This window comes from Streptomyces sp. NPDC051664, assembly GCF_044453545.1.
GTDB lineage: Bacteria > Actinomycetota > Actinomycetes > Streptomycetales > Streptomycetaceae > Streptomyces.
Genome location: NZ_JBITCU010000020.1, coordinates 1 through 19425, shown reverse-complemented (window position 1 = coordinate 19425; position 19425 = coordinate 1). Strand labels below are relative to the sequence as shown.

Below are 19425 nucleotides of genomic sequence, written 5' to 3'. Positions count from 1 at the left end.
TGCGCCCCCCAGAAAGCAGGCAATACCGCCATGCCCAGTGCCCCGTCGAAGGGATCCCATCCCTGATCTTCGGAGGGAATCGAGGCCTTCAGACCGGGCGGGGCTGCGCCGTCTTCGATCGCCTCCGCAACGGCGTGTTGGACATCGCCCGCACCACGAGCAGTGCGGTCGGCATCCGGCCGTGCACCGGTGGCAGCCTATGGACAGGGACGGCGAGGCGACCCTCCGGAGCGCTTGGATGCTCTCAACTTGCGGTCGGTAGAGGCGGGCAGCTGGTCGACACCACCCGCCTCTTGCCCCCGGCGCTCCGATTCTCGCGTGCGTGTTTCTCCGGTGGGGCTGGATCACGGTCCGTAGCGAGGTGGGAGAGCTGAACTGGATAGCTCGTGCCCCAGCATGCTCATCGCCTATTCCTTGTGCCGGGACTTCGAAGGCTGCAACAGAGGGGCCTCTTCGGCGCCTGCCTGCGACATCGATGTTGCTTGCGGGAAGTACGCCATTGTCAGGGTGTCTGGCTTGACGGTGACGACGGCCTGCACGCGAGGGGGGTGGGAGGTGAGCGTGAAGCGAGGCCAGGCCCGGAGGATGCTCGCCAGGATGATCTGGAGTTCGGCCCAGGCGAAGTTCTCGCCGATGCACTTGCGGCGTCCGTCGCCGAAGGCGAGGAACGAACCACGGCCGGCGGGTGCGCGCTCGGCTGTCCAGCGGTCCGGGTCGAACGTGTCGGGGTCAGGAAAGTAGCGGGCGTCGTGCTGGTGGAGGTAGGGGCTCCACACGACGTCTGCCCCTTCGGGAATGCGGTGACCGCCGAGGTCGATGTCACGAGCTGCGGTTCGGGTCACCATCCAGGCCGGCCCGTACTTGCGGATGGCTTCCTGCAGCACCTGGCGGGCGTAGTGGAGTTGAGCGATGTCGTCGTAGCGGAGAGGGCGGTCACCGCAGACAGCGGTGAGTTCCTCGCGCAGGCGCCTCTGTACCTCGTCGTGCTGAGTGATCTCATACAGTGTCCAGGCCAGGGTGGTGCCGGTGGTCTCGATCGCCCCCGTCAGCAAAGTGATTGCCTCATCCTGGAGTTGCTGCCGCGTGAGAGGGTCCTCGGCGGTCAGAAGTGTTTTGAAGAGTCCGCCTTGGTCCTTGGTCCGGGCTTCGGCATGCGGGCACCGTTCTGCGCCGGCTGACACCTCGTCGGCTGCGGGCGCCAGGCCCGGGGACCGGTCGGCGTGGTGATCGATCGCCTGGTCGATGAGGGTGCGTAGCCGTGCCACACGGTCCGCGTGCGCACGGTTGGCGGGCAGCGGGAGGCGAGTTGTCCAGGGCGGGAGGATCGTCTGACGGATCGCCCCCTTCATGATCTCGGGCATGAGGGTGACGAACTCGCCCTCCAGATGCTCGGGGAGGTCCGCGCCGAACAGGGCGACCAGGAACGCGGAGAGGGCGACCTCGTTCATGTCCGCGTACACGTCGCGCGGCACAACCGCAGGCCAAGCACTGATCAGGCCCTGCACTTGGTCGATCATGGCGGCGCCGCGATCGGCGATGTGGGACTTGTTGAACATGGGTTGTATCAGGCGCCGGTTGCGTAGATGAGTGTCGCCGTCCGCGACCGTGGCGAGCCCGTCACCGAAGAACGTGCGCAGCGCGTCAATGATCTTGCCGCCCTTCACGAAATGTGCGGAGTCGGTCACCAGGACCTTGCGGGTCAGAGCAGGGTCGGTGACGACAAACGCGGGTGTGGGCCCGATACGTATGCGGACGACGCTGCCGTGCTCGCGAAGTGAGGTCATGAACGGCAGCGGCCGGCGGGCGAGCTGGAGAGCATGCCCGATCAGCGGGAGGGCGCCGGGTGCGGTTGGCGTGGAGGTTGTCGACGAGGCGGGTGCGTTCGTCGACGAGGCGGGGGCGCTCATGGGGCGGATCACTCCTTGTGGGGGGCATCGGCAACGGCCGGACCATTCCCACGTCGCGATCATGGAATGCCGTCCGATGGAGACCTTTGCGCTACATGCACGGGTCACTCACGGGGGACTGACGGAACTCATCTCGGGGCGTGCCATGGCCCTGTGCTTTCCGGCCGTGGAACGGGCGGACGGCCCTTCTCCCATGCTTCCGTCAGCGGCCCGCGACAGGGCCGCGCGGAGGCTGCGTGTGCCACCGCATCCAGTAGCCGCCGCGGCCCAGGCACAGGCTCGGGTCCGCCGGGCGCCCGACGCTGGTAGTCGGGACCGCGTGGAAGGAGCGAGGCCTGCCGCTGAGCGTCTCGAAGCGCTGTGGCCCGCTGCACAGCAGGGGATGGATCACGGGCTCGGCCGACGTCGGGTACGCCGTCATCAGCCGTCCGGTCACGAAGACCCCGCTCGAAACGGTCCGCCCGGTCGACGTGCGAAGGCACCCAGGCGGAATCGACGGTCCATGCTGCCCTGCCCCCGCTGCCGCCACCGGTGACCGCGCCGACTGCAGGCCGAACGGGCCGGCGGGGGAGACCGTCCGGCCCAGCAGGGTAATCAGGCCGGGTTCGGACCGGACACCGTCACAGGTGTCGCGCCGCGTCGGGACGGTGAATCTCCTTGTGCCTGGTCATGCGGCGGTGCAAGCGCCTCCGCCTCCCGATGACGGCTCCGCAAAGCATGAGCACTCGCCCGCGCAAGCTCGGCCAGCGCTTCAGCCGCTGGTCGATCCACAAACTCGCCGTGTGAGCGAGCGGGGGCTGAGCCCTGGGCGTGCGGTTGCCCTGGTGTGGTGGTGGCGGGACTGTGGGACATATGGCGAGTCGGTATCAAGGCGATGCGTTGTTGGTCGCTGGGCAGTTGCAGATCCCTGTTCAGGCCGAGCTGATGGCTGGGCCTGATGCTTGGCGCGGCAGTCTGCGCGGTGTCCCGACGAACCGGATTTTTGACCTGCTCGACAGTGACGAGCTCCGGCTGTGTATGCCAAACGGCCAGGAGCGTCGAGTCCGCCAGGAGCCGGCCGGTCATGCTCACGACAGTGAGTTTACGATCGTGCCGATCGCGGGCGAGGGCTGCCCGCCGTTCTAGGCGTTCTCTGGCCCCGTCCCCCATGCTGGTGTCCTGTGCCACTGAATCCTGACCGTTCGCCATCCTCGGGTCATGGCCTTGACACCGCCGTGGCCGTCCAGCGTCACTGCCATGGCCGAGCGTGGCAGGAGGCTGGCTCTTCGGCCCCGGCTGGCTCGTGCCCCTGCCGACGTCGAACGCCACAGGCTCGGCCGCAAACGCCTGCGATGACGCCGCACCGACCGAACCCGGGGTTCCATGGCCCGGGGTTTCATCTGCCTGCTTCCTGCGTACCGGAGGTCTCCACGACTAGCCTCCGCAGCATGCTGTGTATCGCCGACGCCCGCACCGGCCGCCTCGTGGAGATTCCCTCCGCGCACCACCACCTCCTGCGCATCTGCGTCCATCTGCCGGTCATCGACAACGGGATCGGTGTGGTGCACCTGCGTGTGCTGCTGCTCGGCGATGTACTGGCGCGTACCGCTGAGCTGCACGGCCTTCAGGCGCTCACGGTGCTCTCCGCGCCGGACCTGCCGCAGGAGCAGGTTCGGGCGCTCGACCGGGTCATGGCCGTACTCGGCATCCACCCGCCCGCCACCGTCCGTGGTCACGATCCGAATCAGACACCGAGCGCTGCTGCCGACGTGCACGTGCTCGCGCACGGTGCCGACCAGCAGGCCGGCGTCGGCGGGGTACGGATCGACGTGGGCCAGGTCGGCACAGCAACCCCGGACGAGGGCGGCCCAGGCTCCCCGGACGCAGTCGCCCCAGAGGGAACCGATCCGCTGGCTGTCAGGATGCTGTTGCTCGGCCATGCCTACCGCACGCCCGTCATGGTCACCGGTGCCGCACTCGCCCAGGCCCGGCGGACACTCGGGCACTGGCGGCAACTGGTGGCCGACTGGGCGCAGGAGCCATCCAGGCCGATCCCTGCCGACCTGCTGCGACAGGCTCATGCCGCGCTCGCCGACGATCTCGGCTTCCCCGCCGTCCTGGACATGTTGCGCAGCGTGGAAAGGGACGCGGATGTGCCGGCCGGTGCCAAGTTCGAGACGTTCGCACATCTCGACCGCGTCCTCGGGCTGGACCTCGCGCGCGAGGTCGGCCACCAGCACCCGGAGACACCATGACCTCGGGCGACTCTCGGCGCCTGGTCGTGCTGCGGCACGCCAAATCCGCCTGGCCTGAGGACGTGGCCGACCACGAGCGGCCTCTCGCCGCGCGCGGCCGTCGTGACGCCCCGGCGGCCGGCCGCTGGCTGCGCGAGGCCGGATGCGTTCCCGACTTCGTCGTGTGCTCCACCGCCGGCCGTACCTGTCAGACATGGGACCTCGTCTCGGACGAGCTCGACGCCACCACGCCGGTGACCCACGACGCACGCCTCTACCGGGCGAGCGCCGGGGAGTTGCTCGGTGTCGTACGGGACATCCCGGCGCGTGTACGGACGCTGGTGCTGGTCGGGCACAACCCCGGCGTGCAGGACCTGGTCCTGATGCTCGCCGGTGAGGCGGATGGCTGCGCCCTGGAGCAGACGCGGGCGAAGTTCCCGACGTCCGCGATCGCCGTGCTGTGCCTGCCCGGCCCATGGTCGGACCTGGAGCCGGGTGCTGCCCGGCTGACCGAGATGGTCGTGCCTCGCGGCGCGAAGCCATGACGGGGCGGCGCCGACCCCAGCGGTGCGTATGGGGCTCGCCTTGACCGTCTGCACGGGCCGCTGGTCACTCGAATGACGGCGAGCGGACCCCGCTTTTCAGGGGCTGCTCGAGCGTCGTGAACGTGGTGAGGAGATCAAGGGCGGGGCTGGACGGCTTCGCGAGGGTGAGGGCTGCGACGGGTGGGACGGCGGCGGATGGCCGGCCGGTGGTGTGGGTGTGGGGTGCGGGGGACGGCGGCTGGCTTGGCCGGGACGCCGCCGGTGCGCGCGTCGGCGCTGCTGTCCGGCACAGGCGACCTGGCCTGGATCATGGTCGTTGCTCTCTGGTGGGCGCTGGTTTCGCCGTGTAACGTCGTTGTCAGATGTCGTGGTTCGCAGTTCCTGCCCGCGCCCTGGCGTGGGCGTTCTGCTGTGCAGTGCGGGACCAGGACGATCACCTCCGGGTTCGCGCGGTGCGGATCCGATATCGACTGAGAGGCACGAGCATGGCCAGCGGAACCGTCAAGTGGTTCAACTCCGAAAAGGGTTTCGGCTTCATCTCCCAGGACGGCGGCGGACCGGACGTCTTCGCGCACTACTCCAACATCAACGCAAACGGCTTCCGTGAGCTCCAGGAAGGCCAGGCCGTGACCTTCGACGTCACCCAGGGCCAGAAGGGCCCGCAGGCGGAGAACATCACGGTCGCCTGACGGACGACTGAGCATCACACGGCTCCCGGAGCACAGGCTCCGGGAGCCGTGTGCATCCCGCCCCCACGGGGCGGACCGCGGGGGCCACGCTCCCACCGTCACCGATGTCAGCGACGCCGGTCACCGCGCCCGACGAGCGAAGGAGGGAAGCTGCGCCGATGCTTCTCCCGGCCACGACGCTGCGTTTCTACGAAACCGCCGGACTGCTGCCGGCCGAGCGGACCGCGTCCGGTATCGCGTCTGCGGGGAGGGTGCGGTGGAGCGGCTGGCCTTCATTTCCCCGGCGAAGCTGCTGGGCTTCGCGCTGTAACCTCGCGGTCTGCGTGACCGCGATTTGATCAGCCGGTCTTGGCGGCGAAGGGGCCGCCAACGCCGAACGCGAGCCGGGCGAAGTTCTCGCCGATGCGGCGGTGTCCTGAGGGGTCAGGGTGGACCTCGTCGGGCAGTGGCAGTTCGGCGTAGTCCTTCTCGCCGTAGAGGTCACGGCCATCGAGGTAGTGCAGGTTCGGGTCGTCGGCCACCCGCTGTTCGACGATCCGGGCGAGTTCGTCGCGGATGGTGTTGAGTGTCAGGCGTCCGGCGGCGCGTTCGGAGGGATCGCCCGTGGCTTTGAACCGCAGGGTCGCGCCGTCGAAGTCGGGCGCGAGGGGGCCGGGGGTGTCCTCCTGGACCGGGCACAGGATGGGGGACACGACCAGCAGCGGCGTGGTCGGATGTCCCTCGCGGATGGTGTCGAGGAAGCCGTGGACTGCGGGGGTGAAGGCGCGCAGGCGCATTGCGTCGGTGTTGACGAGATTGATGCCGGTCTTGAGGCTGATCAGGTCCGCGGGGGTGTCCCGCATCGCACGGGCGGTGAACGGGTCGAGCAGCGCGCTGCCGCCGAACCCTAGGTTGACCAGCTCCACTGCGCCCTGGGTTGCAGCCAGGGCCGGCCAGATGGCGGTCGGGTGGGCGGCGTTCGAGCCGTGGCTGATGGAACTGCCGTGGTGCAGCCACACCCTGCGCCCGTTGTCCGGTGCCGACTCGACCGGGGCATCGGTGCGCAGGGCGATCAGCTCGGTGGTCTCCGTGTGCGGAAGCCAGATCTCGACGTCCTTGTCACGCGCCGGCAGATCGGTGAACCGAGCGGTGCCGGGAGGCCCCTCACGCAGTTCGGCGGACTGGGTGACCATGTCGGTGATCGTGCGCACGTTCCCGCCGGTCACCGTGGCCTGGGCGGCGAGTCGGCCGTCGACCAGCAGGTCGTATACGCCGTCCGCCGGGGCCGGGAAACCTCGGTAGACCCGCTTGGTGGGCAGTGTGTCCAGTTCGATGGTGGTGGCCCGGGTGCGGAAGGCCAACCGCACGCCGGAGGGCTGGGCCTCGGCTACGGCCAGTTGGCTGTCAGGGATCTGCCGACGAGCCCGAGCGGGCAGGCGATGCGGCAGCAGGCCGTGCGCGGTCGGTTCCACGTCGAGGAAACCGCGAAGCATGTCCGCGGTGACAGGTGTGGTGATCCAGTCGTGCTCAGTGTTCATCGTCCCAGCCTGTTGATCAAGATTTTTTAGGATTGTTCGAATGAATCGGTGCGCGGCGCGGCGGACCGCCTCCGGCGGTGCGGCCCTCTGCCGGTCAAGGTGTGGTCGGGTTCCGCAGCAGAGCGTCGAGGGAATCCAAGATCCAGGCCCAGGATTCCTGCGAGTCGACGGCGGTGTGGCTGAAGCCTCCGGCCATCTCCAGGCTGACGTAGCCGTGGAAGACGCTGCCCAGCATCCGGACCGCGTGCGTCTGGTCCGGCTCCGTCAGGTCGTAGCCGCGCAGGATCGCTCGCGTCATCTGTGCGTGCCGAACGCCGGCGCTGGCGGCCGCCGTCTCGGGGTCGAGCCTGAGCCGGGCGGCGGCGTAGCGGCCGGGGTGTTCCCGGGCGTAGTCGCGGTAGGCATCCGCGAAGCCGGCCAGGGCGTCCCTGCCGGCCCGCCCGGCCACGGCGGCGGCGACCCGGTCGGCGAGTTCCTCCAGCGCGAACAGGGCGATCCTGGTCTTGAGGTCCTGGGAGTTCTTCAGGTGCGAGTACAGACTCGCGACCTTGACGTCGAACCGCCGGGCGAGTGCCGAGACGGTCACCTGGTCGAAGCCGACCTCGTCGGCCAGTTCCGCCCCCGCCCGGGTCAGACGTTCCGTGGTCAGCCCTGCTCGAACCATAACCTTCCTCACTTTCAACGACAGCCATTATGCTTTTACCTATCACCTATAGGCAAATTAGCATCCCGCTCATGAAGCCACTGACTGAGCAAGAGATCCGTGCCGCGTTCGTGAACTGCACCAAGGGCGAGGCGAAGCGCCTGTCCGTCCCTCGCGACCTGGCCGAGCGGCCCTGGGGTGACCTGGACTTCTTCGGGTGGCGTGACCCCCAGGCCCCCGATCGCGCCTACCTCGCCACCGAGCTGGACGGCCGCACGGCGGCGCTCGCCCTGCGCTGCCCCGGTGCCGCCTCCGGGCAGATGCGGCGCAGCATGTGCTCGATGTGCGTGACCACCCATACCGGGGGCGTCTCGCTGATGGTCGCCGCGAGGGCGGGCAGGGCCGGGCAGCAGGGCAACTCCGTGGGCGCCTACATATGCAGCGACCTCGCCTGCCCGCTGTACGTGCGGGGCTAGAAGGACGCGGGCGTCGGTGCACGGCTCCACGAGTCGCTCACCCTGGATGAGAAGATCCAGCGGACCGTCGTGAACCTCGCCAGGTTCATCGCCAAGGTCACCGCATGAACCATCCAGCCCCGCCCATCACGCCAGGCCCGTGCGCCACGAGCCATCGCGCTGCGGACGTGACCACACAATGACACCGCTCGCCGGCGGGATTCGGCGTGATGACTGTGTTGGCCGTTACGGCCGACGTGCGGCGCGCGATGGGGTGGCGCAGGGCGGGGCGGGTGGGGGCCGGCTCGGCGGTGGACCGTGGGGCGGGGCAGGTCACCTTCTTGCGGTATCGCATGGCCTCGGGTGGCACGGCTTGGCGCCATCTGGTGCCATCCGGTGCCGCGAGGCGCCATTCCGCGATCCCCAAGGCGCGTGGGCGCGCACGACGCCATAATCACTTTGGTAGACGCCATGATGTCTTCGCAGGTCAGGGTGATTTCGTCAGTCACCGACCCGGAGATGTTGCCGCACGACTTGTGTGTGGAGCCATTATGGTGCCATGATGGCGTCATGGACCTCACTCCGTATGTCGACACCCTCCGCCGCCAACTTGCGGTGGCCGCCGAAGCCGGCGGTGACGAAGCCCGCGAGCTGGCGGAGAGGCTCACTGCTCCCCTGGAGTCGGCGACCCGGCTGACCATGCTCAATGTGCTCTCCGCCGCGATGGACGAGATCACCCGTGAACTCGCCCCCGGCTCGGTCGACGTACGGCTGCGCGGGCTCGAACCCGACTTCGTGGTGACACTGCCGCCCACCGACGGTGGCGTTCCGGCGGAGCCGGCCGCGCCCGTCGAACCGCTCAAGACCCCGGCTCCGGCCGACGGCGACGAGGGCGGCACCGCTCGCGTCAATCTGCGTCTGCCGGCCCATCTCAAGGTCCGCGCCGAGGAGGCCGCGAGTGGCGAAGGCCTGTCGGTCAACGCGTGGCTGGTGCGCACCGTGTCGGCGGCGGTCGACGGCGGCACCCGGCCGCGTACGACGGAGAAGACGCAGACCGTCGGACAGAGCTTCACGGGCTGGGTGCGCTAGCCGCGCCCCGCCCGCACCGCTTCACCCACACCACGTCCCACCAGCGGGGACGTCCCAAAGACCCAAGAGGACGGGACAGCCATGCCTTCTTTCGACACTCCCGAACCGATCTCGGTCACCGCGCACGTGGAGGCCGGTTCCATCCAGTTCACGGCGGGCGACCGCCTCGACACCGTCGTCGAGGTGCGGCCCCGCGACCCGAAGCGGGATCAGGACGTGCGGGTGGTCGACCAGACCGTGGTCACGTGCGCGAGCGGTGTACTGACCATCAGGACGCCCAAGTCCAATCTGTTCGGCCGCACCGGAACCGTCGACGTGACGGTCGAACTGCCCACGGGTTCGCGCATCGACATGACCGGCGCCTGGGTCCAGGTGCTCGGCGAGGGCCGGCTCGGCGAGGTCCGCGTGAAGTCCTCGTCGGGCGACGTCCGCCTCGACACGACCGGCCCGCTGCAGCTGACCGCGTCGCACGGCTCGATCACCGTGGACCGGGCCGAGGGCAAGGCTGAGATCACCACCAGCTCCGGCAGCCTGCGCGTCGGCCTCATCGACGGCCCCGCCGTCCTGAAGAACTCGCACGGCACCACGACCGTCGGCGCCGCGACCGGCGAGCTGCGGGTGAGCGGCGCCAACGGTGACATCGAGATCCGGCGCGCCGAGGACTCGGTCACCGCCACCACCGCCCACGGCACCCTGCGCGTGGGCGACGTGGCCCGCGGCACCGTCCAGTTGGAGACCTCCTACGGCGCCATCGAGGTCGGCGTCCGCGAGGGCACGGCCGCCTGGCTCGACGTCAGCTCGGGCTCCGGCCAGGTGCGCAATACGCTCACCGCGTCGCAGGCCCCGGAGAAGGCCGAGGAGACCGTCAAGGTCCGTGCCCGCACCCGGCACGGCAACATCGACGTCCGCCGCGCCAAGGCCTGAGCGCCTCCGTACCCCGCACCACCCTCAACTCGCCTATTTCCCTTGCTGCTTCAGCCTTCAACGGGAGGGTTCCATGCCTTCTTCTGTCATGCCCACATCCAGGAAGGGTGACGGTCACCCGTCGCCGGCCGCTGTCTCCACCGTCGGTCTGCGCAAGTCGTACGGTGACAAGACCGTGCTCGACGGCATCGATCTGCGTATCCCGGCGGGGTCCGTGTTCGCGCTGCTCGGTCCGAACGGCGCCGGCAAGACCACCGTCGTGAAGATCCTTTCCACGCTCATCACCGCCGACGGCGGGCAGGCCCAGGCCGCCGGCCACGACGTCGCCACGTCACCGGACGGGGTGCGGGTCGCGATCGGCGTGACGGGGCAGTTCTCGGCCGTCGACGGGCTGATCACCGGCGAGGAGAACATGCTCCTGATGGCGGACCTGCACCACCTGTCCAAGGGCGAGGGGCGGCGCGTCACCGCCGAGCTGTTGGAGCGCTTCGACCTGGTGGAGGCCGCGAAGAAGCCCGCCTCCACCTACTCCGGCGGCATGAAGCGCCGCCTCGACATCGCCATGACCCTGGTCGGCAACCCGCGGATCATCTTCCTCGACGAGCCCACCACCGGCCTCGACCCCCGCTCCCGCCACAACATGTGGCAGATCATCCGTGAGCTGGTCTCCGGTGGTGTCACGGTCTTCCTGACCACCCAGTACCTGGACGAGGCCGACGAGCTCGCCGACCGTATCGCGGTCCTGAACGACGGCAGGATCGCCGCCGAGGGGAGCGCCGACGAGCTGAAGCGGATCGTCCCCGGCGGTCACGTACGGCTGCGCTTCTCCGACCCGACCGCGTACCAGTCCGCGGATTCCGTGCTGCGCGAGGTCACTCGCGACGACGAAGCGCTCGCGCTGCAGATCCCCAGCGACGGCAGCCAGCGCGAACTGCGCTCCATCCTCGACCAGCTGGACTCCGCCGGCATCGAGGCGGACGAGCTGACCGTGCACACCCCCGACCTCGACGACGTGTTCTTCGCCCTGACCGGCGGCACCGACCCACAGCCCGGTCAGTCCAGCCTGCCCAACCAGCCCAAGGAGGCTGTCCGATGAGCTCCCTCTCCCTCGCCGTGCGCGACTCGTCGACGATGCTGCGGCGGAATCTGCTGCACGCGCGCCGCTACCCGTCCCTCACCCTGAACCTGCTGCTCACCCCGGTCATGCTGCTGTTGCTGTTCGTCTACATCTTCGGCGACGTGATGAGCGCCGGCATCGGGGACGGCGGGGCGGACCGGTCCGAGTACCTCGCCTACATCGTCCCGGGCATCCTGCTGCTGACCATCGGCGGCACCACGATCGGCAGCGCGGTGTCCGTCTCCAACGACATGACCGAGGGCATCATCGCCCGCTTCCGCACGTTGGCGATCCACCGCGGGTCGGTGCTCATCGGGCACGTCATCGGCAGCGTGCTGCAGTGCGTGATGAGCGTGGTCCTCGTCGGGGCCGTTGCGGTGGCCATCGGGTTCAGGTCCACGGATGCCACTGCCTTGGAGTGGATCTTGGCGTTGGGGCTGTTGACGCTCGTCGCCCTGGCGCTCACCTGGATCGCGGTCGGGATGGGCCTGTCCAGCCCGAACGCCGAGGCGGCCAGCAACAACGCGATGCCGCTGATGGTCCTGCCACTCCTCTCCAGCGCCTTCGTGCCGGTCGACGCGATGCCGGGCTGGTTCCAGCCGATCGCCGAGTACCAGCCGTTCACCCCGGCCATCGAGACCCTGCGCGGACTGCTGCTCGGCAGCGAGATCGGCTACAACGGGTGGCTGGCCGTCGTCTGGTGCCTGGGGCTGGCCGTGCTCGGCTACTTCTGGTCCAAGTCGCTGTACGACCGCGACCCGAAGTAGCGGGAGAAGGACCGCTTGCGGGCCGCAGTTCGTCCCACTCCAAGGGTGGCGTACTCCGACACCACGTCGGCGTACGCCACCCCGTCCGCGTTCTCCGCCGCCTGCCGGGCTCGCGCCGCCACGGTGCTGTGATCACCCAGCGCCTGATGCGCGAGTTCTGAGGAAGCCCCCGAGATGATCATGTTTCCCCAGGTCGCCGTTTTTGGTTCGTTCAAGATCCAGTGGAGTTCCCCCTGCCGAGGGACCAAGCCTCGATGTCGCGGTAGTGGATCGGTCCGCGGCTACGGCCGACGTTGCTGCCGACCAGGTGCAGACGTTCGGCAGGCCATCGGCGTCCGGTGAATTCGGCGAACCCTTCGGCGATTTCTCCTGCCGAGGATCGATCTCCTCGGCGGGCGCGGGCCAACGTCAGATGGGGGCGCAGGGGCCGATCCTCGAAGGCGACCCCGCAGTCCTTGACGGCGGTACGCACATCGGTGGCGAGCATGTGCAGCTCATCGAGGTCTCCGTCGATTCCGCTCCACAGCACCCGGTCGTCGAAGGTTCCGCTGCCGCGTAGTGCCAAGCAGAGTGGTTGGTGGTCCGCTGCGAGGTTGGCGAGAGGCGGTCGTAGGAGCGGAACTGTCTGGGCCGGTAGCTCCCCGAGGAACGCCAGGGTGATGTGCCAGTCTTCGATGCGGTTCCACCGCATGCGAGGGTGTGTGTCATAGGCGGGGCGCAGCTCCCGGGCTAGTTCTTCTTTCGCGTGGTCGGGCGGGGCGAGGGCGATGAACACACGAACGGTCGCGGGCTGAGTCTGATCGTTCACACGGGACTTCGTACCGTACCCGGGTAGTGGAATGCGACGGCCGGGTACCGCAGGAGAGGCGCTCGCGATGCCGGGAAGCCACTTCTGGCGGGCGGCGACAGGCCGCGCCGCTGAAAACACAGACCAAGGCCTGGGTTCTGCCACGGGACCGGGCGAGCCCTTCGTAGGGTTGGCCCCCAGGGGCGTCGGATGCGGCTTTCAACTTTCTGCCGACTATGGCCGACACCGATTGGCCGCCCGACGTCACACGACGACTCGGCTGCCAAGCACTGGGCGTATTCGGGCGTTCCGACAACGCAGCGAGATGCCGTAGCTGTCGTCGTGCGCCCGCCAGGGATGACGGGACAGCCCTTAGCCAGCGAAAAGACGGTCGACTACCTGGCCGGCTTGCAGAAGGATCCCTTGATCGACGTCCATGGCGAGGAGTCCGGTGATCACTCAAGGAGTGAAAGTTACGGCGCGGTGCGAAAGTTGCGGCGGCATGCTGATAGCCGACAGTGGCCAATACATCGACTGCGGGCAGTTGTGGTGGGGCTCCGAAGGAGCTTGTGAGACCTGCATCGACGGCTGGTGCGAGCAGGACACCGGCGGAGAGACTCCCGAGGTGATCCGGAATGCCCTGCTCGCGGAGCACGGGCCCGCGCGCCTTCACCTTGCGGACAACGAATCGAATCTCGTCCCCATCCTGCGAGCCCTGCGCGAGGTGCTCCACTTGTCCCTGCGCCAGGCGCGTGCGACGGCCAGCACGCTCAAAGAGACAGGCTTGGTCGGCACGCTGGTCGAGATGGACTTCATTGCCGCCGGGCTGCAACGCCGGTCGGTCGCTACAACGATCGAGACGTGCGGGACACAGGCCGTCTGAACCCCACGCACCTGAGCGGAATGCCTTGACAGACGACATCGGGAATCGCTGTCACGGGACCCTCTGTCGGAGGCATGGCTCCCCGAGTGGATACGGAGCACGGGGACACCGCCCCCTCCGTTCCCACAGGCTGATGAACGGTCAATGAGTATCGCCCGCGGAGTACTTGGCCGCCCCGCCGACGTCCGCCCTGCCGCGACGCTTCCCCACTCCTGGCAGTTGGGAGGCGCCCCCAGGCGCGAACGCTCGCTGTGTCAGCCGAAAGCCCAGGTACGACCTCGCGCGTCGGACGCAGGTGCTGCTACCCGTCTCACTCCCACGATCCCGTCGAGACCACCCTGACCTGAGAGTTGGGGCTTCGCCCGCATCAGACATGGGACATGGTCAGCAACTGGCGACGCCGCGGAGAGCGACTCCTGGCCCACCTGCACGCTCGGGTTGACCACCGGCCGAATCCCAACGATTGCCAACGTGTGAAATCTCCGGCTGTGGCGTTGCCGTCGGGGCGCCGGGCATGAAAGATCAAGAAGCCGCTGAGCTGGGCTTCCCACTGGTCTTTCTCCGTGCGGCCTACGACGTGCGGCCGATCAAGAACCCTGACGGAGCAGTGAATGACCTCGAACAGTTCGAATCTTCCCGGGCGTCCGACTCGCCGTACAGTGCTCGCTGCCGGAGCCGCGGTCGCCGGTATCACAGCCTTCGGTGCTGCCCCGGCTCGTGCCGACGCCGCTCACCCTACGCGCGTCGCATCGCGGGACGGGAGCCGCGTCGGCGCGTCGCTCTACTCGATCGTCGAGGGCTACAGCCGGTGGCCGATCCACCGGACCGGGACTCGGGAGGAGTCGGCTGCGCTCACGTGGCTCGAGCGCGAGTTGCGGGATCGGGGTGCGGTCACCGGCCGGTGGGGCTATGACTACCCGCACTACCAGTGGAAGGCAGAGGTCCGGGTCGGGAAGGTTCGCGTGCCGACCGTTCCGCTGTACTACGAAGGTGTCGGCCGGGCGAAGGGTCGCGCGGAGTTCGTGAGGCCTGTGACGACCAGTAAGGACGGAAGCGACCCGGCGGTGCTCGCCGCGGTGGCCGAGGCCGCCCGGGCCGGAGCAGCTGTGGCACTGCTGCCCACGACCAGTACGACCGCCAGTGGCTACCCGTCGTACGACGGGCTGGTGGGCTACAACAGCGACCCCGATGTCGAGAAGTCCGGCGTCCCGACGCTGCTCGTCCCTGGACGCGTCGCGGACCGCATCCAGCAGTACGGCGCCGACGTCGACTTCACGGCGCGGACTGTTCCCGCACGTTCGTACTGCCTGACGGGTTGGTTCGGCACCCGGAAGCCGATATCCGACCCCATCGTCGTCACCACCCCCCTGAGCGGATGGTTCACCTGCGCAGCCGAGCGCGGGACCGGCATCGCGCTGGCGTTGGCGCTGGCCGTCGAGCTTTCACGCGAACACCCGGTGTTCTTCCTCGGCAACACGGGGCACGAGCTGAACAACTACGGTGTCCGGGCCTACCTGGCCGACGAGTTCGATCTTGAGCCACGCGCGGTGTTCCACCTGGGCTCCGCGCTTGCGGCAGCCGCCGCCGGACCTGACGGGCGCTTTGCACTGGTGCCCCGGGGCGCGGCAAGCAATCCGGGTTTCGACGCGGTTCCGGGGCTCGCCGCCGACCTCGCCTCCGCGAGGTTCAACCAGGCGGCCAAGTTCCCCGGTGAAGGCGCGGTGTGGAACACGGCCCTGGGGCCCTCGGCCCCGCTGCTGTCCCTGGCAGGGAACTTCCGCGAGTTCCACACCCCCGACGACCTGCCCAGGGTGACGACCTCTCCGGAGATGCTGGAGCAGGCCTACAACGCGGTGCGGGCCGCAGCGCGCGACCTGATCTCCGCCACTTGACTTCTCCCAGGGCGCCCGGCCTTCGGCCTGGCTTCAGACCCCACCGAGGTCGCTTCTCGGTGGGGGTGCGTCGTTTGCCGGGCAACAAGGCGGGGTCTGCCTGATCGTGTTCTTCCGCCGAGAGACACGTTGATCAACCAAATGACAAGGCCAGGAAGAAGTCAGGATCATTCCCCGTGCAGGGCGCCGGCCTCTTGCAGCACCGGAGCTCTGCCGGTTCGGGGCAGGATGGGAAGTGCGGGAGGCCGGCCCGTGATGTCGACGTTTTCCTCCCGCTGGGCGGGAGCCCTTGAAACAAGCCGTTGCCCAGTACCTTTTAGGCGCTGGGCCGGGTTGCATGATGACGTTCAAGCAAGTGGGCGCCGGCTCCGTGTACCCCCGGTGGAAGCGGCTGTCTTCGTCGTCGGATTCCAGGTGCCGGTCACCGTGCGGGTTGATCAGATGGGTGGTGAAGGGCAGATCGTTCGGGTCCGGCTGCCAAGGCTGTTCCTGAGGACATGCGCAGATTCGTCTGGACAGGCCGACTTGGGGCGCCTACAGTCACCGCATTCGAACGGCTGAGACCAGTCGAGACCATTCGTGAGACTTCTGCCCGGTGACGGAGTCGGCGTGGGGTGCGTGTCCCCGCTCCACGCCAACACTGGACGGTTCCAGGTGACGACCACGGGTCGGTGAATTCCGGACACCGACGACCCCGTGTGGTCCACCCCGCCGGGCAGCGAAAGGGACCCGCCGTGTCGTCGGCGACCTACCGCACCCTGCTGCGCACTCCCGGCGCCGCAGCCTTCTTTCTGACCGCCGCCGTCGGCCGCGTCGGCATCGCGATGACCAGCCTCGGCATCGTCTGGCTGGTGCACGGACAGACCGACTCCTATGCCGATGCTGGTCTGGTGACCGGCGGCTTCGCCGTCGCCGAGGCTCTGGCCGGGCCGCAACTCGCCCGGCTGATCGATCGCTTCGGCCAGTCCCGGGTGCTGCCACCCGTGCTACTCGCCCACGCCGCGTCGGTAGCCGCGCTGCTGACTCTGGTCGCGGGCGGCAGCCCGAGCTGGCTGATGACAGCGGGCGGGGTGCTGGTCGGAGCGACCATCCCGCAGCTCAGCGCACTGTCCGCGGCCCGCTGGTCTGCGCTGCTGCGCGGCGACCGGGCCGCGGGGCTGCCCACCGCGTTCGCGCTCGAGTCGCTCAGCAACGCGCTGGGTTACCTGGCCGGCCCAGCCCTGGTCAGCACTATCGGGGCGGGCGGACATCCGGCGCTCGGCACGGTACTGGCCGCTGTGCTGGTAGTGGCTGGCGGACTGGCCTTCGCCGCGCAGCACCGTACCGCACCGCCACCGGTATCCGCCTTCGCCGAACGCACTCGAGCACGCGGCTCACTGCTGCGGCCCGGATTTGCGGTGCTGGTGGGCCATAATCTGGCTATCGGCGTGTACTTCGGCGCCATGCAGGTATCGGTGACAGCCTTCGCGGTGGACCACGGCGCGCCCGACGCAGCCGCTCCGCTGTTCGCTGTGTCGAGTTGCAGCGGCCTGCTGGCCGGCTGGCTGTACGGGCTGCGCCGGTGGCGCGCGGAGCCGCGGGTGCAACTGGCGGCGGCCACGGCCGGGCTGGCTCTTGGCAGCCTGCTGCTGTTCACGGCTGGCTCACCACTCGAACTCGGGTTCGTGATTGTGTTGACCGGCGCGGCAGTCCCTCCCATGTTGGTGCTCTTCTCGGTGCTGGCCGAATCAACCGTCCATCGGGCCGTCCTGACCCAGGCGTTCACCTGGCTGAACTCCGCCAGTGCGGCGGGCGCGGCCGGTGCAGCGGCAATCTCAGGCTGGGCAGTTGACGCATCCGGTGCACCCGGCGGCTTCGCTGCCGCCACAACGGCCGCCGCCGCGATGGCAGTACTGGCCGCGGCCGGCATCCGCGCGCGGTGGTACGGGCCGAAGCAGCAACTCGCCCGCCAAGAGCCGACCAGGCCGTAAGGGCGGCCGCGTGATGAGATCACCACGCTGGACACGGGCGCCCTCCTGACTGCCACGACGAAGGCGACGGCACGATGACCACCTGGGCCTCCAGCACCTCCTGGGCCCCCGCCGTGGATGGCAGACCATGCGGCACCCGCTTGGCGAGGAAGGCTCGCACAGCAGTCGGCGTGATTCGAAACGTCGCGACCCGCGCCATGAGCTTGGGGTCTCGGTGCACTTCGCTGTCCGGGCGGTTCAACGACCAGCCGCAGTCGGTTTCACGCCCAGTGCTCATGGTCGCCCGTGTGTGACCATGCGGCGCAGCACGGTTGGGGCAACCGGAGGACAGGTTGGTGAGCTGGAGTCACATCGCCGTGTGGGTGAGGCGCAATCGGTCTGCGTTCTGGTTCGCGGCTGGAGTGCCCCTCGCGGTGGCTCCAGATGCCTTCGTCCTCGGGCCGGTGTCATGGCTGCTGGCCGGCGAAACTGTGCGCGTGCTGACGGGCAAGGGCCGGCGCCGAAGCAGACAACGCCGTGCGTCCGGCGGCCGAACCCGCCCACCTCGCGCGCACGCGACAAATCATGCACGTTCGCGGCGGCCGGAAATCGATTGGTCACCCCGCATGGTGTGTCTTCCGTACGGAAGACGTCCATTCCCGTGTCCGAAGTGACCGGCCGACCGGACGGTCCGTCTACGCCATGCATAACTCGCTTTATATGGGGCTCACTTGGAGAATCTCGGTGGAGCTCCGGGCGAAGGCCGGTTCCGCATCCGAGCCAACGGGCAAGGGACGGAAAAACGGTTCTCTGCCGCACCGAAATCGCGAGAGCCTCTCTCCGCACTCCTCGACTTTGCAGATTCGTTCGAGATTAGCGAACGAGAGCGAGGTGGAAATCGGCAATTCTTATGGTCGCGTCATGAGGGGGTTGTGCCCAGGCCGGCGCATATGGGTCAATAGATGCAGCTGAGCCGCATGGTTGGCCCATTCCCGCGACTGGGCCGGCGGCGGCGCGGCACGTTCGAACGGCCAGGCCCCGCCGACGGCGGTGTCATTCCCCCCTCCCCAACCTACTCCTTGACGCCTCGCGTTCAGGGGCACGCATTCGAATCCGGTCGACAGCCGTCGACTCCACGGAATTCGAGTTTATGCAGGGAGCATCCGGTTTCACCTGTCTACCGCCAATTCCAGTGCGGTGCACGCGTTGCTGACGAGCAATGGCACATGGCTCACCGGGCAGAGCAACCCTTCGCCCCAACCATCGGTTTGCCTTCTAGGAGGTCACCATGCCCATCTCTCCGAATCAGGGAACCACCGGCGGTGGTACAACCGTCACCATCACCGGGACCAACCTCGCTGGTGCTACTGCCGTGAGGTTCGGAAGCAAGCTGGCCACAATCACCGCCAACACCCCGACTTCCGCGACCGTGACCTCCCCCTCGGGCAGCGGTGCGGTCCCCGTCACGGTGACCACGGCCGCAGGTGCGAGCAATCCGCTCAACTTCTATTACATCGGCGCGCCGTTCAAGGCCGCGCTGAGTGCTGCTTCAGGGCCCTCGGCCGGCGGTAACACCGTCACCATCGGCGGCACCGGTCTCGCAACCGCAACGTCCGTCGCCTTCGGAGGTAACAACGCAACCCCGACCGTCACCTCCGACAGCCTGCTGAGCGTCACCGTTCCTGCCGGCGCCAGCGGCTCGGTCGGCGTGAGCGTCACCACGGCGGGCGGTGCGAACAACGGGTTCTCCTACACCTACGTGGATCCACCCACGATCACCTCGCTGACACCGACGTCAGGTTCGACTTCCGGCGGCACCGCGGTCACGGTCACCGGAACCGACCTGTCCACCACCGAGTCGGTCACCTTCGACGGCGTGACCGCGCCGTTCTCGGTGATCAACAGCACCACGGTGTCAGCGGTCACACCGCCCGGCAACGCCGGCGCGGTCGACGTCGTCGTCAGCACAACCGGCGGAAGCGCCACCGCGGCCGCAGGTTTCACGTATGTGGCGGGCGCCGGTATCTGACGGGCGCTCGCTTCCCGGC

At 68.5% G+C, this 19425-nt stretch carries 17 protein-coding genes and 1 pseudogene; 13 read left to right on the top strand and 5 right to left on the bottom strand.

Translation table 11 applies throughout. The annotated features are described in order from the left end of the window. Positions 1–407: 407 nt before the first annotated feature. Positions 408–1907 carry a cytochrome P450 gene (locus ACIA8E_RS28955; protein ID WP_399302264.1) on the bottom strand — a complete coding sequence of 500 codons (1500 nt, stop codon included), beginning with the start codon at positions 1905–1907 and terminating at the stop codon, positions 408–410. 852 nt (positions 1908–2759) lie between these two features. On the opposite strand from ACIA8E_RS28955, the gene ACIA8E_RS28950 reads away from it, so the two are divergent. The 4 genes from ACIA8E_RS28950 (at position 2760) to ACIA8E_RS28935 (ending at position 5354) form a co-directional block, all read left to right on the top strand. Next, complete coding sequence (locus tag ACIA8E_RS28950; RefSeq protein WP_399302262.1) at positions 2760–3032, top strand: hypothetical protein; 273 nt, start codon at positions 2760–2762, stop codon at positions 3030–3032. Positions 3033–3334: 302 nt separating this feature from the next. After that, positions 3335–4141: a hypothetical protein gene (locus ACIA8E_RS28945; RefSeq protein WP_399302260.1), complete on the top strand. Its 807-nt coding sequence runs from the start codon at positions 3335–3337 to the stop codon at positions 4139–4141. Beyond that, positions 4138–4665, top strand: coding sequence for a SixA phosphatase family protein (locus ACIA8E_RS28940; protein ID WP_399302258.1), 528 nt, complete (start codon positions 4138–4140; stop codon positions 4663–4665). The genes ACIA8E_RS28945 and ACIA8E_RS28940 overlap by 4 nt, the downstream gene beginning before the upstream one ends. A 485-nt stretch (positions 4666–5150) precedes the next feature. Next, on the top strand, positions 5151–5354 hold the full coding sequence (locus ACIA8E_RS28935) for a cold-shock protein (RefSeq protein WP_030932662.1): 204 nt from the start codon (positions 5151–5153) through the stop codon (positions 5352–5354). 338 nt (positions 5355–5692) lie between these two features. Here the strand turns inward: ACIA8E_RS28935 and ACIA8E_RS28930 are convergent, their stop codons facing one another. Together ACIA8E_RS28930 and ACIA8E_RS28925 are read right to left on the bottom strand one after the other, a co-directional pair. Further along, positions 5693–6871, bottom strand: a complete 1179-nt coding sequence (locus ACIA8E_RS28930; RefSeq protein WP_399302256.1) for a GDSL-type esterase/lipase family protein — start codon at positions 6869–6871, stop codon at positions 5693–5695. 94 nt (positions 6872–6965) lie between these two features. Further along, the gene (locus tag ACIA8E_RS28925) at positions 6966–7535 is read right to left on the bottom strand and encodes a TetR/AcrR family transcriptional regulator (RefSeq protein WP_399302254.1); all 570 of its coding nucleotides are present in this window, start codon (positions 7533–7535) and stop codon (positions 6966–6968) included. A gap of 71 nt (positions 7536–7606) precedes the next feature. On the opposite strand from ACIA8E_RS28925, the pseudogene ACIA8E_RS28920 reads away from it, so the two are divergent. The 5 genes and pseudogenes from ACIA8E_RS28920 (at position 7607) to ACIA8E_RS28900 (ending at position 11866) form a co-directional block, all read left to right on the top strand. After that, a pseudogene (locus ACIA8E_RS28920) lies at positions 7607–8098 on the top strand (FBP domain-containing protein). Between the two features lie 441 nt (positions 8099–8539). Then, positions 8540–9058: a hypothetical protein gene (locus ACIA8E_RS28915; RefSeq protein WP_399302252.1), complete on the top strand. Its 519-nt coding sequence runs from the start codon at positions 8540–8542 to the stop codon at positions 9056–9058. An 81-nt stretch (positions 9059–9139) separates the two neighbouring features. Next, positions 9140–9982: a DUF4097 family beta strand repeat-containing protein gene (locus tag ACIA8E_RS28910; protein ID WP_399302250.1), complete on the top strand. Its 843-nt coding sequence runs from the start codon at positions 9140–9142 to the stop codon at positions 9980–9982. 88 nt (positions 9983–10070) lie between these two features. Next, on the top strand, positions 10071–11078 hold the full coding sequence (locus ACIA8E_RS28905) for an ATP-binding cassette domain-containing protein (protein WP_399302248.1): 1008 nt from the start codon (positions 10071–10073) through the stop codon (positions 11076–11078). After that, a complete protein-coding gene (locus ACIA8E_RS28900) occupies positions 11075–11866 on the top strand; it encodes an ABC transporter permease (RefSeq protein WP_399302246.1) in 792 nt (263 codons plus the stop codon). Before ACIA8E_RS28905 ends, ACIA8E_RS28900 begins: the two co-directional genes overlap by 4 nt. Here ACIA8E_RS28900 and ACIA8E_RS28895 read toward each other — a convergent pair. Further along, on the bottom strand, positions 11824–12081 hold the full coding sequence (locus ACIA8E_RS28895) for a hypothetical protein (protein WP_399302244.1): 258 nt from the start codon (positions 12079–12081) through the stop codon (positions 11824–11826). The two genes, ACIA8E_RS28900 and ACIA8E_RS28895, sit on opposite strands and share 43 nt — an antisense overlap. After that, complete coding sequence (gene thpR, locus ACIA8E_RS28890; RefSeq protein WP_399302242.1) at positions 12078–12674, bottom strand: RNA 2',3'-cyclic phosphodiesterase; 597 nt, start codon at positions 12672–12674, stop codon at positions 12078–12080. Before thpR ends, ACIA8E_RS28895 begins: the two co-directional genes overlap by 4 nt. A 481-nt stretch (positions 12675–13155) precedes the next feature. Here thpR and ACIA8E_RS28885 point away from each other — a divergent pair, with 481 nt between their 5' ends. From ACIA8E_RS28885 to ACIA8E_RS28870, 4 genes are all read left to right on the top strand, one after another. Further along, positions 13156–13536 carry a hypothetical protein gene (locus ACIA8E_RS28885; protein WP_399302240.1) on the top strand — a complete coding sequence of 127 codons (381 nt, stop codon included), beginning with the start codon at positions 13156–13158 and terminating at the stop codon, positions 13534–13536. A 611-nt stretch (positions 13537–14147) separates the two neighbouring features. Further along, positions 14148–15428: a hypothetical protein gene (locus ACIA8E_RS28880; RefSeq protein ID WP_399302239.1), complete on the top strand. Its 1281-nt coding sequence runs from the start codon at positions 14148–14150 to the stop codon at positions 15426–15428. A gap of 734 nt (positions 15429–16162) precedes the next feature. Beyond that, a complete protein-coding gene (locus ACIA8E_RS28875) occupies positions 16163–17398 on the top strand; it encodes an MFS transporter (RefSeq protein WP_399302237.1) in 1236 nt (411 codons plus the stop codon). A gap of 1267 nt (positions 17399–18665) precedes the next feature. Then, entirely contained in the window at positions 18666–19406 is a 741-nt protein-coding gene (locus tag ACIA8E_RS28870) for an IPT/TIG domain-containing protein (protein WP_399302235.1), read from the top strand. Positions 19407–19425 lie beyond the last annotated feature (19 nt).

Coding starts and splice junctions, on each gene's coding strand:
- ACIA8E_RS28955 (WP_399302264.1), bottom strand. CDS start 1,907: ATGAGCGCCCCCGCCTCGTCGACGAACGCACCCGCCTCGTCGACAACC.
- ACIA8E_RS28950 (WP_399302262.1), top strand. CDS start 2,760: ATGGCGAGTCGGTATCAAGGCGATGCGTTGTTGGTCGCTGGGCAGTTG.
- ACIA8E_RS28945 (WP_399302260.1), top strand. CDS start 3,335: ATGCTGTGTATCGCCGACGCCCGCACCGGCCGCCTCGTGGAGATTCCC.
- ACIA8E_RS28940 (WP_399302258.1), top strand. CDS start 4,138: ATGACCTCGGGCGACTCTCGGCGCCTGGTCGTGCTGCGGCACGCCAAA.
- ACIA8E_RS28935 (WP_030932662.1), top strand. CDS start 5,151: ATGGCCAGCGGAACCGTCAAGTGGTTCAACTCCGAAAAGGGTTTCGGC.
- ACIA8E_RS28930 (WP_399302256.1), bottom strand. CDS start 6,871: ATGAACACTGAGCACGACTGGATCACCACACCTGTCACCGCGGACATG.
- ACIA8E_RS28925 (WP_399302254.1), bottom strand. CDS start 7,535: ATGGTTCGAGCAGGGCTGACCACGGAACGTCTGACCCGGGCGGGGGCG.
- ACIA8E_RS28915 (WP_399302252.1), top strand. CDS start 8,540: ATGGACCTCACTCCGTATGTCGACACCCTCCGCCGCCAACTTGCGGTG.
- ACIA8E_RS28910 (WP_399302250.1), top strand. CDS start 9,140: ATGCCTTCTTTCGACACTCCCGAACCGATCTCGGTCACCGCGCACGTG.
- ACIA8E_RS28905 (WP_399302248.1), top strand. CDS start 10,071: ATGCCCACATCCAGGAAGGGTGACGGTCACCCGTCGCCGGCCGCTGTC.
- ACIA8E_RS28900 (WP_399302246.1), top strand. CDS start 11,075: ATGAGCTCCCTCTCCCTCGCCGTGCGCGACTCGTCGACGATGCTGCGG.
- ACIA8E_RS28885 (WP_399302240.1), top strand. CDS start 13,156: ATGCTGATAGCCGACAGTGGCCAATACATCGACTGCGGGCAGTTGTGG.
- ACIA8E_RS28880 (WP_399302239.1), top strand. CDS start 14,148: ATGACCTCGAACAGTTCGAATCTTCCCGGGCGTCCGACTCGCCGTACA.
- ACIA8E_RS28870 (WP_399302235.1), top strand. CDS start 18,666: ATGCCCATCTCTCCGAATCAGGGAACCACCGGCGGTGGTACAACCGTC.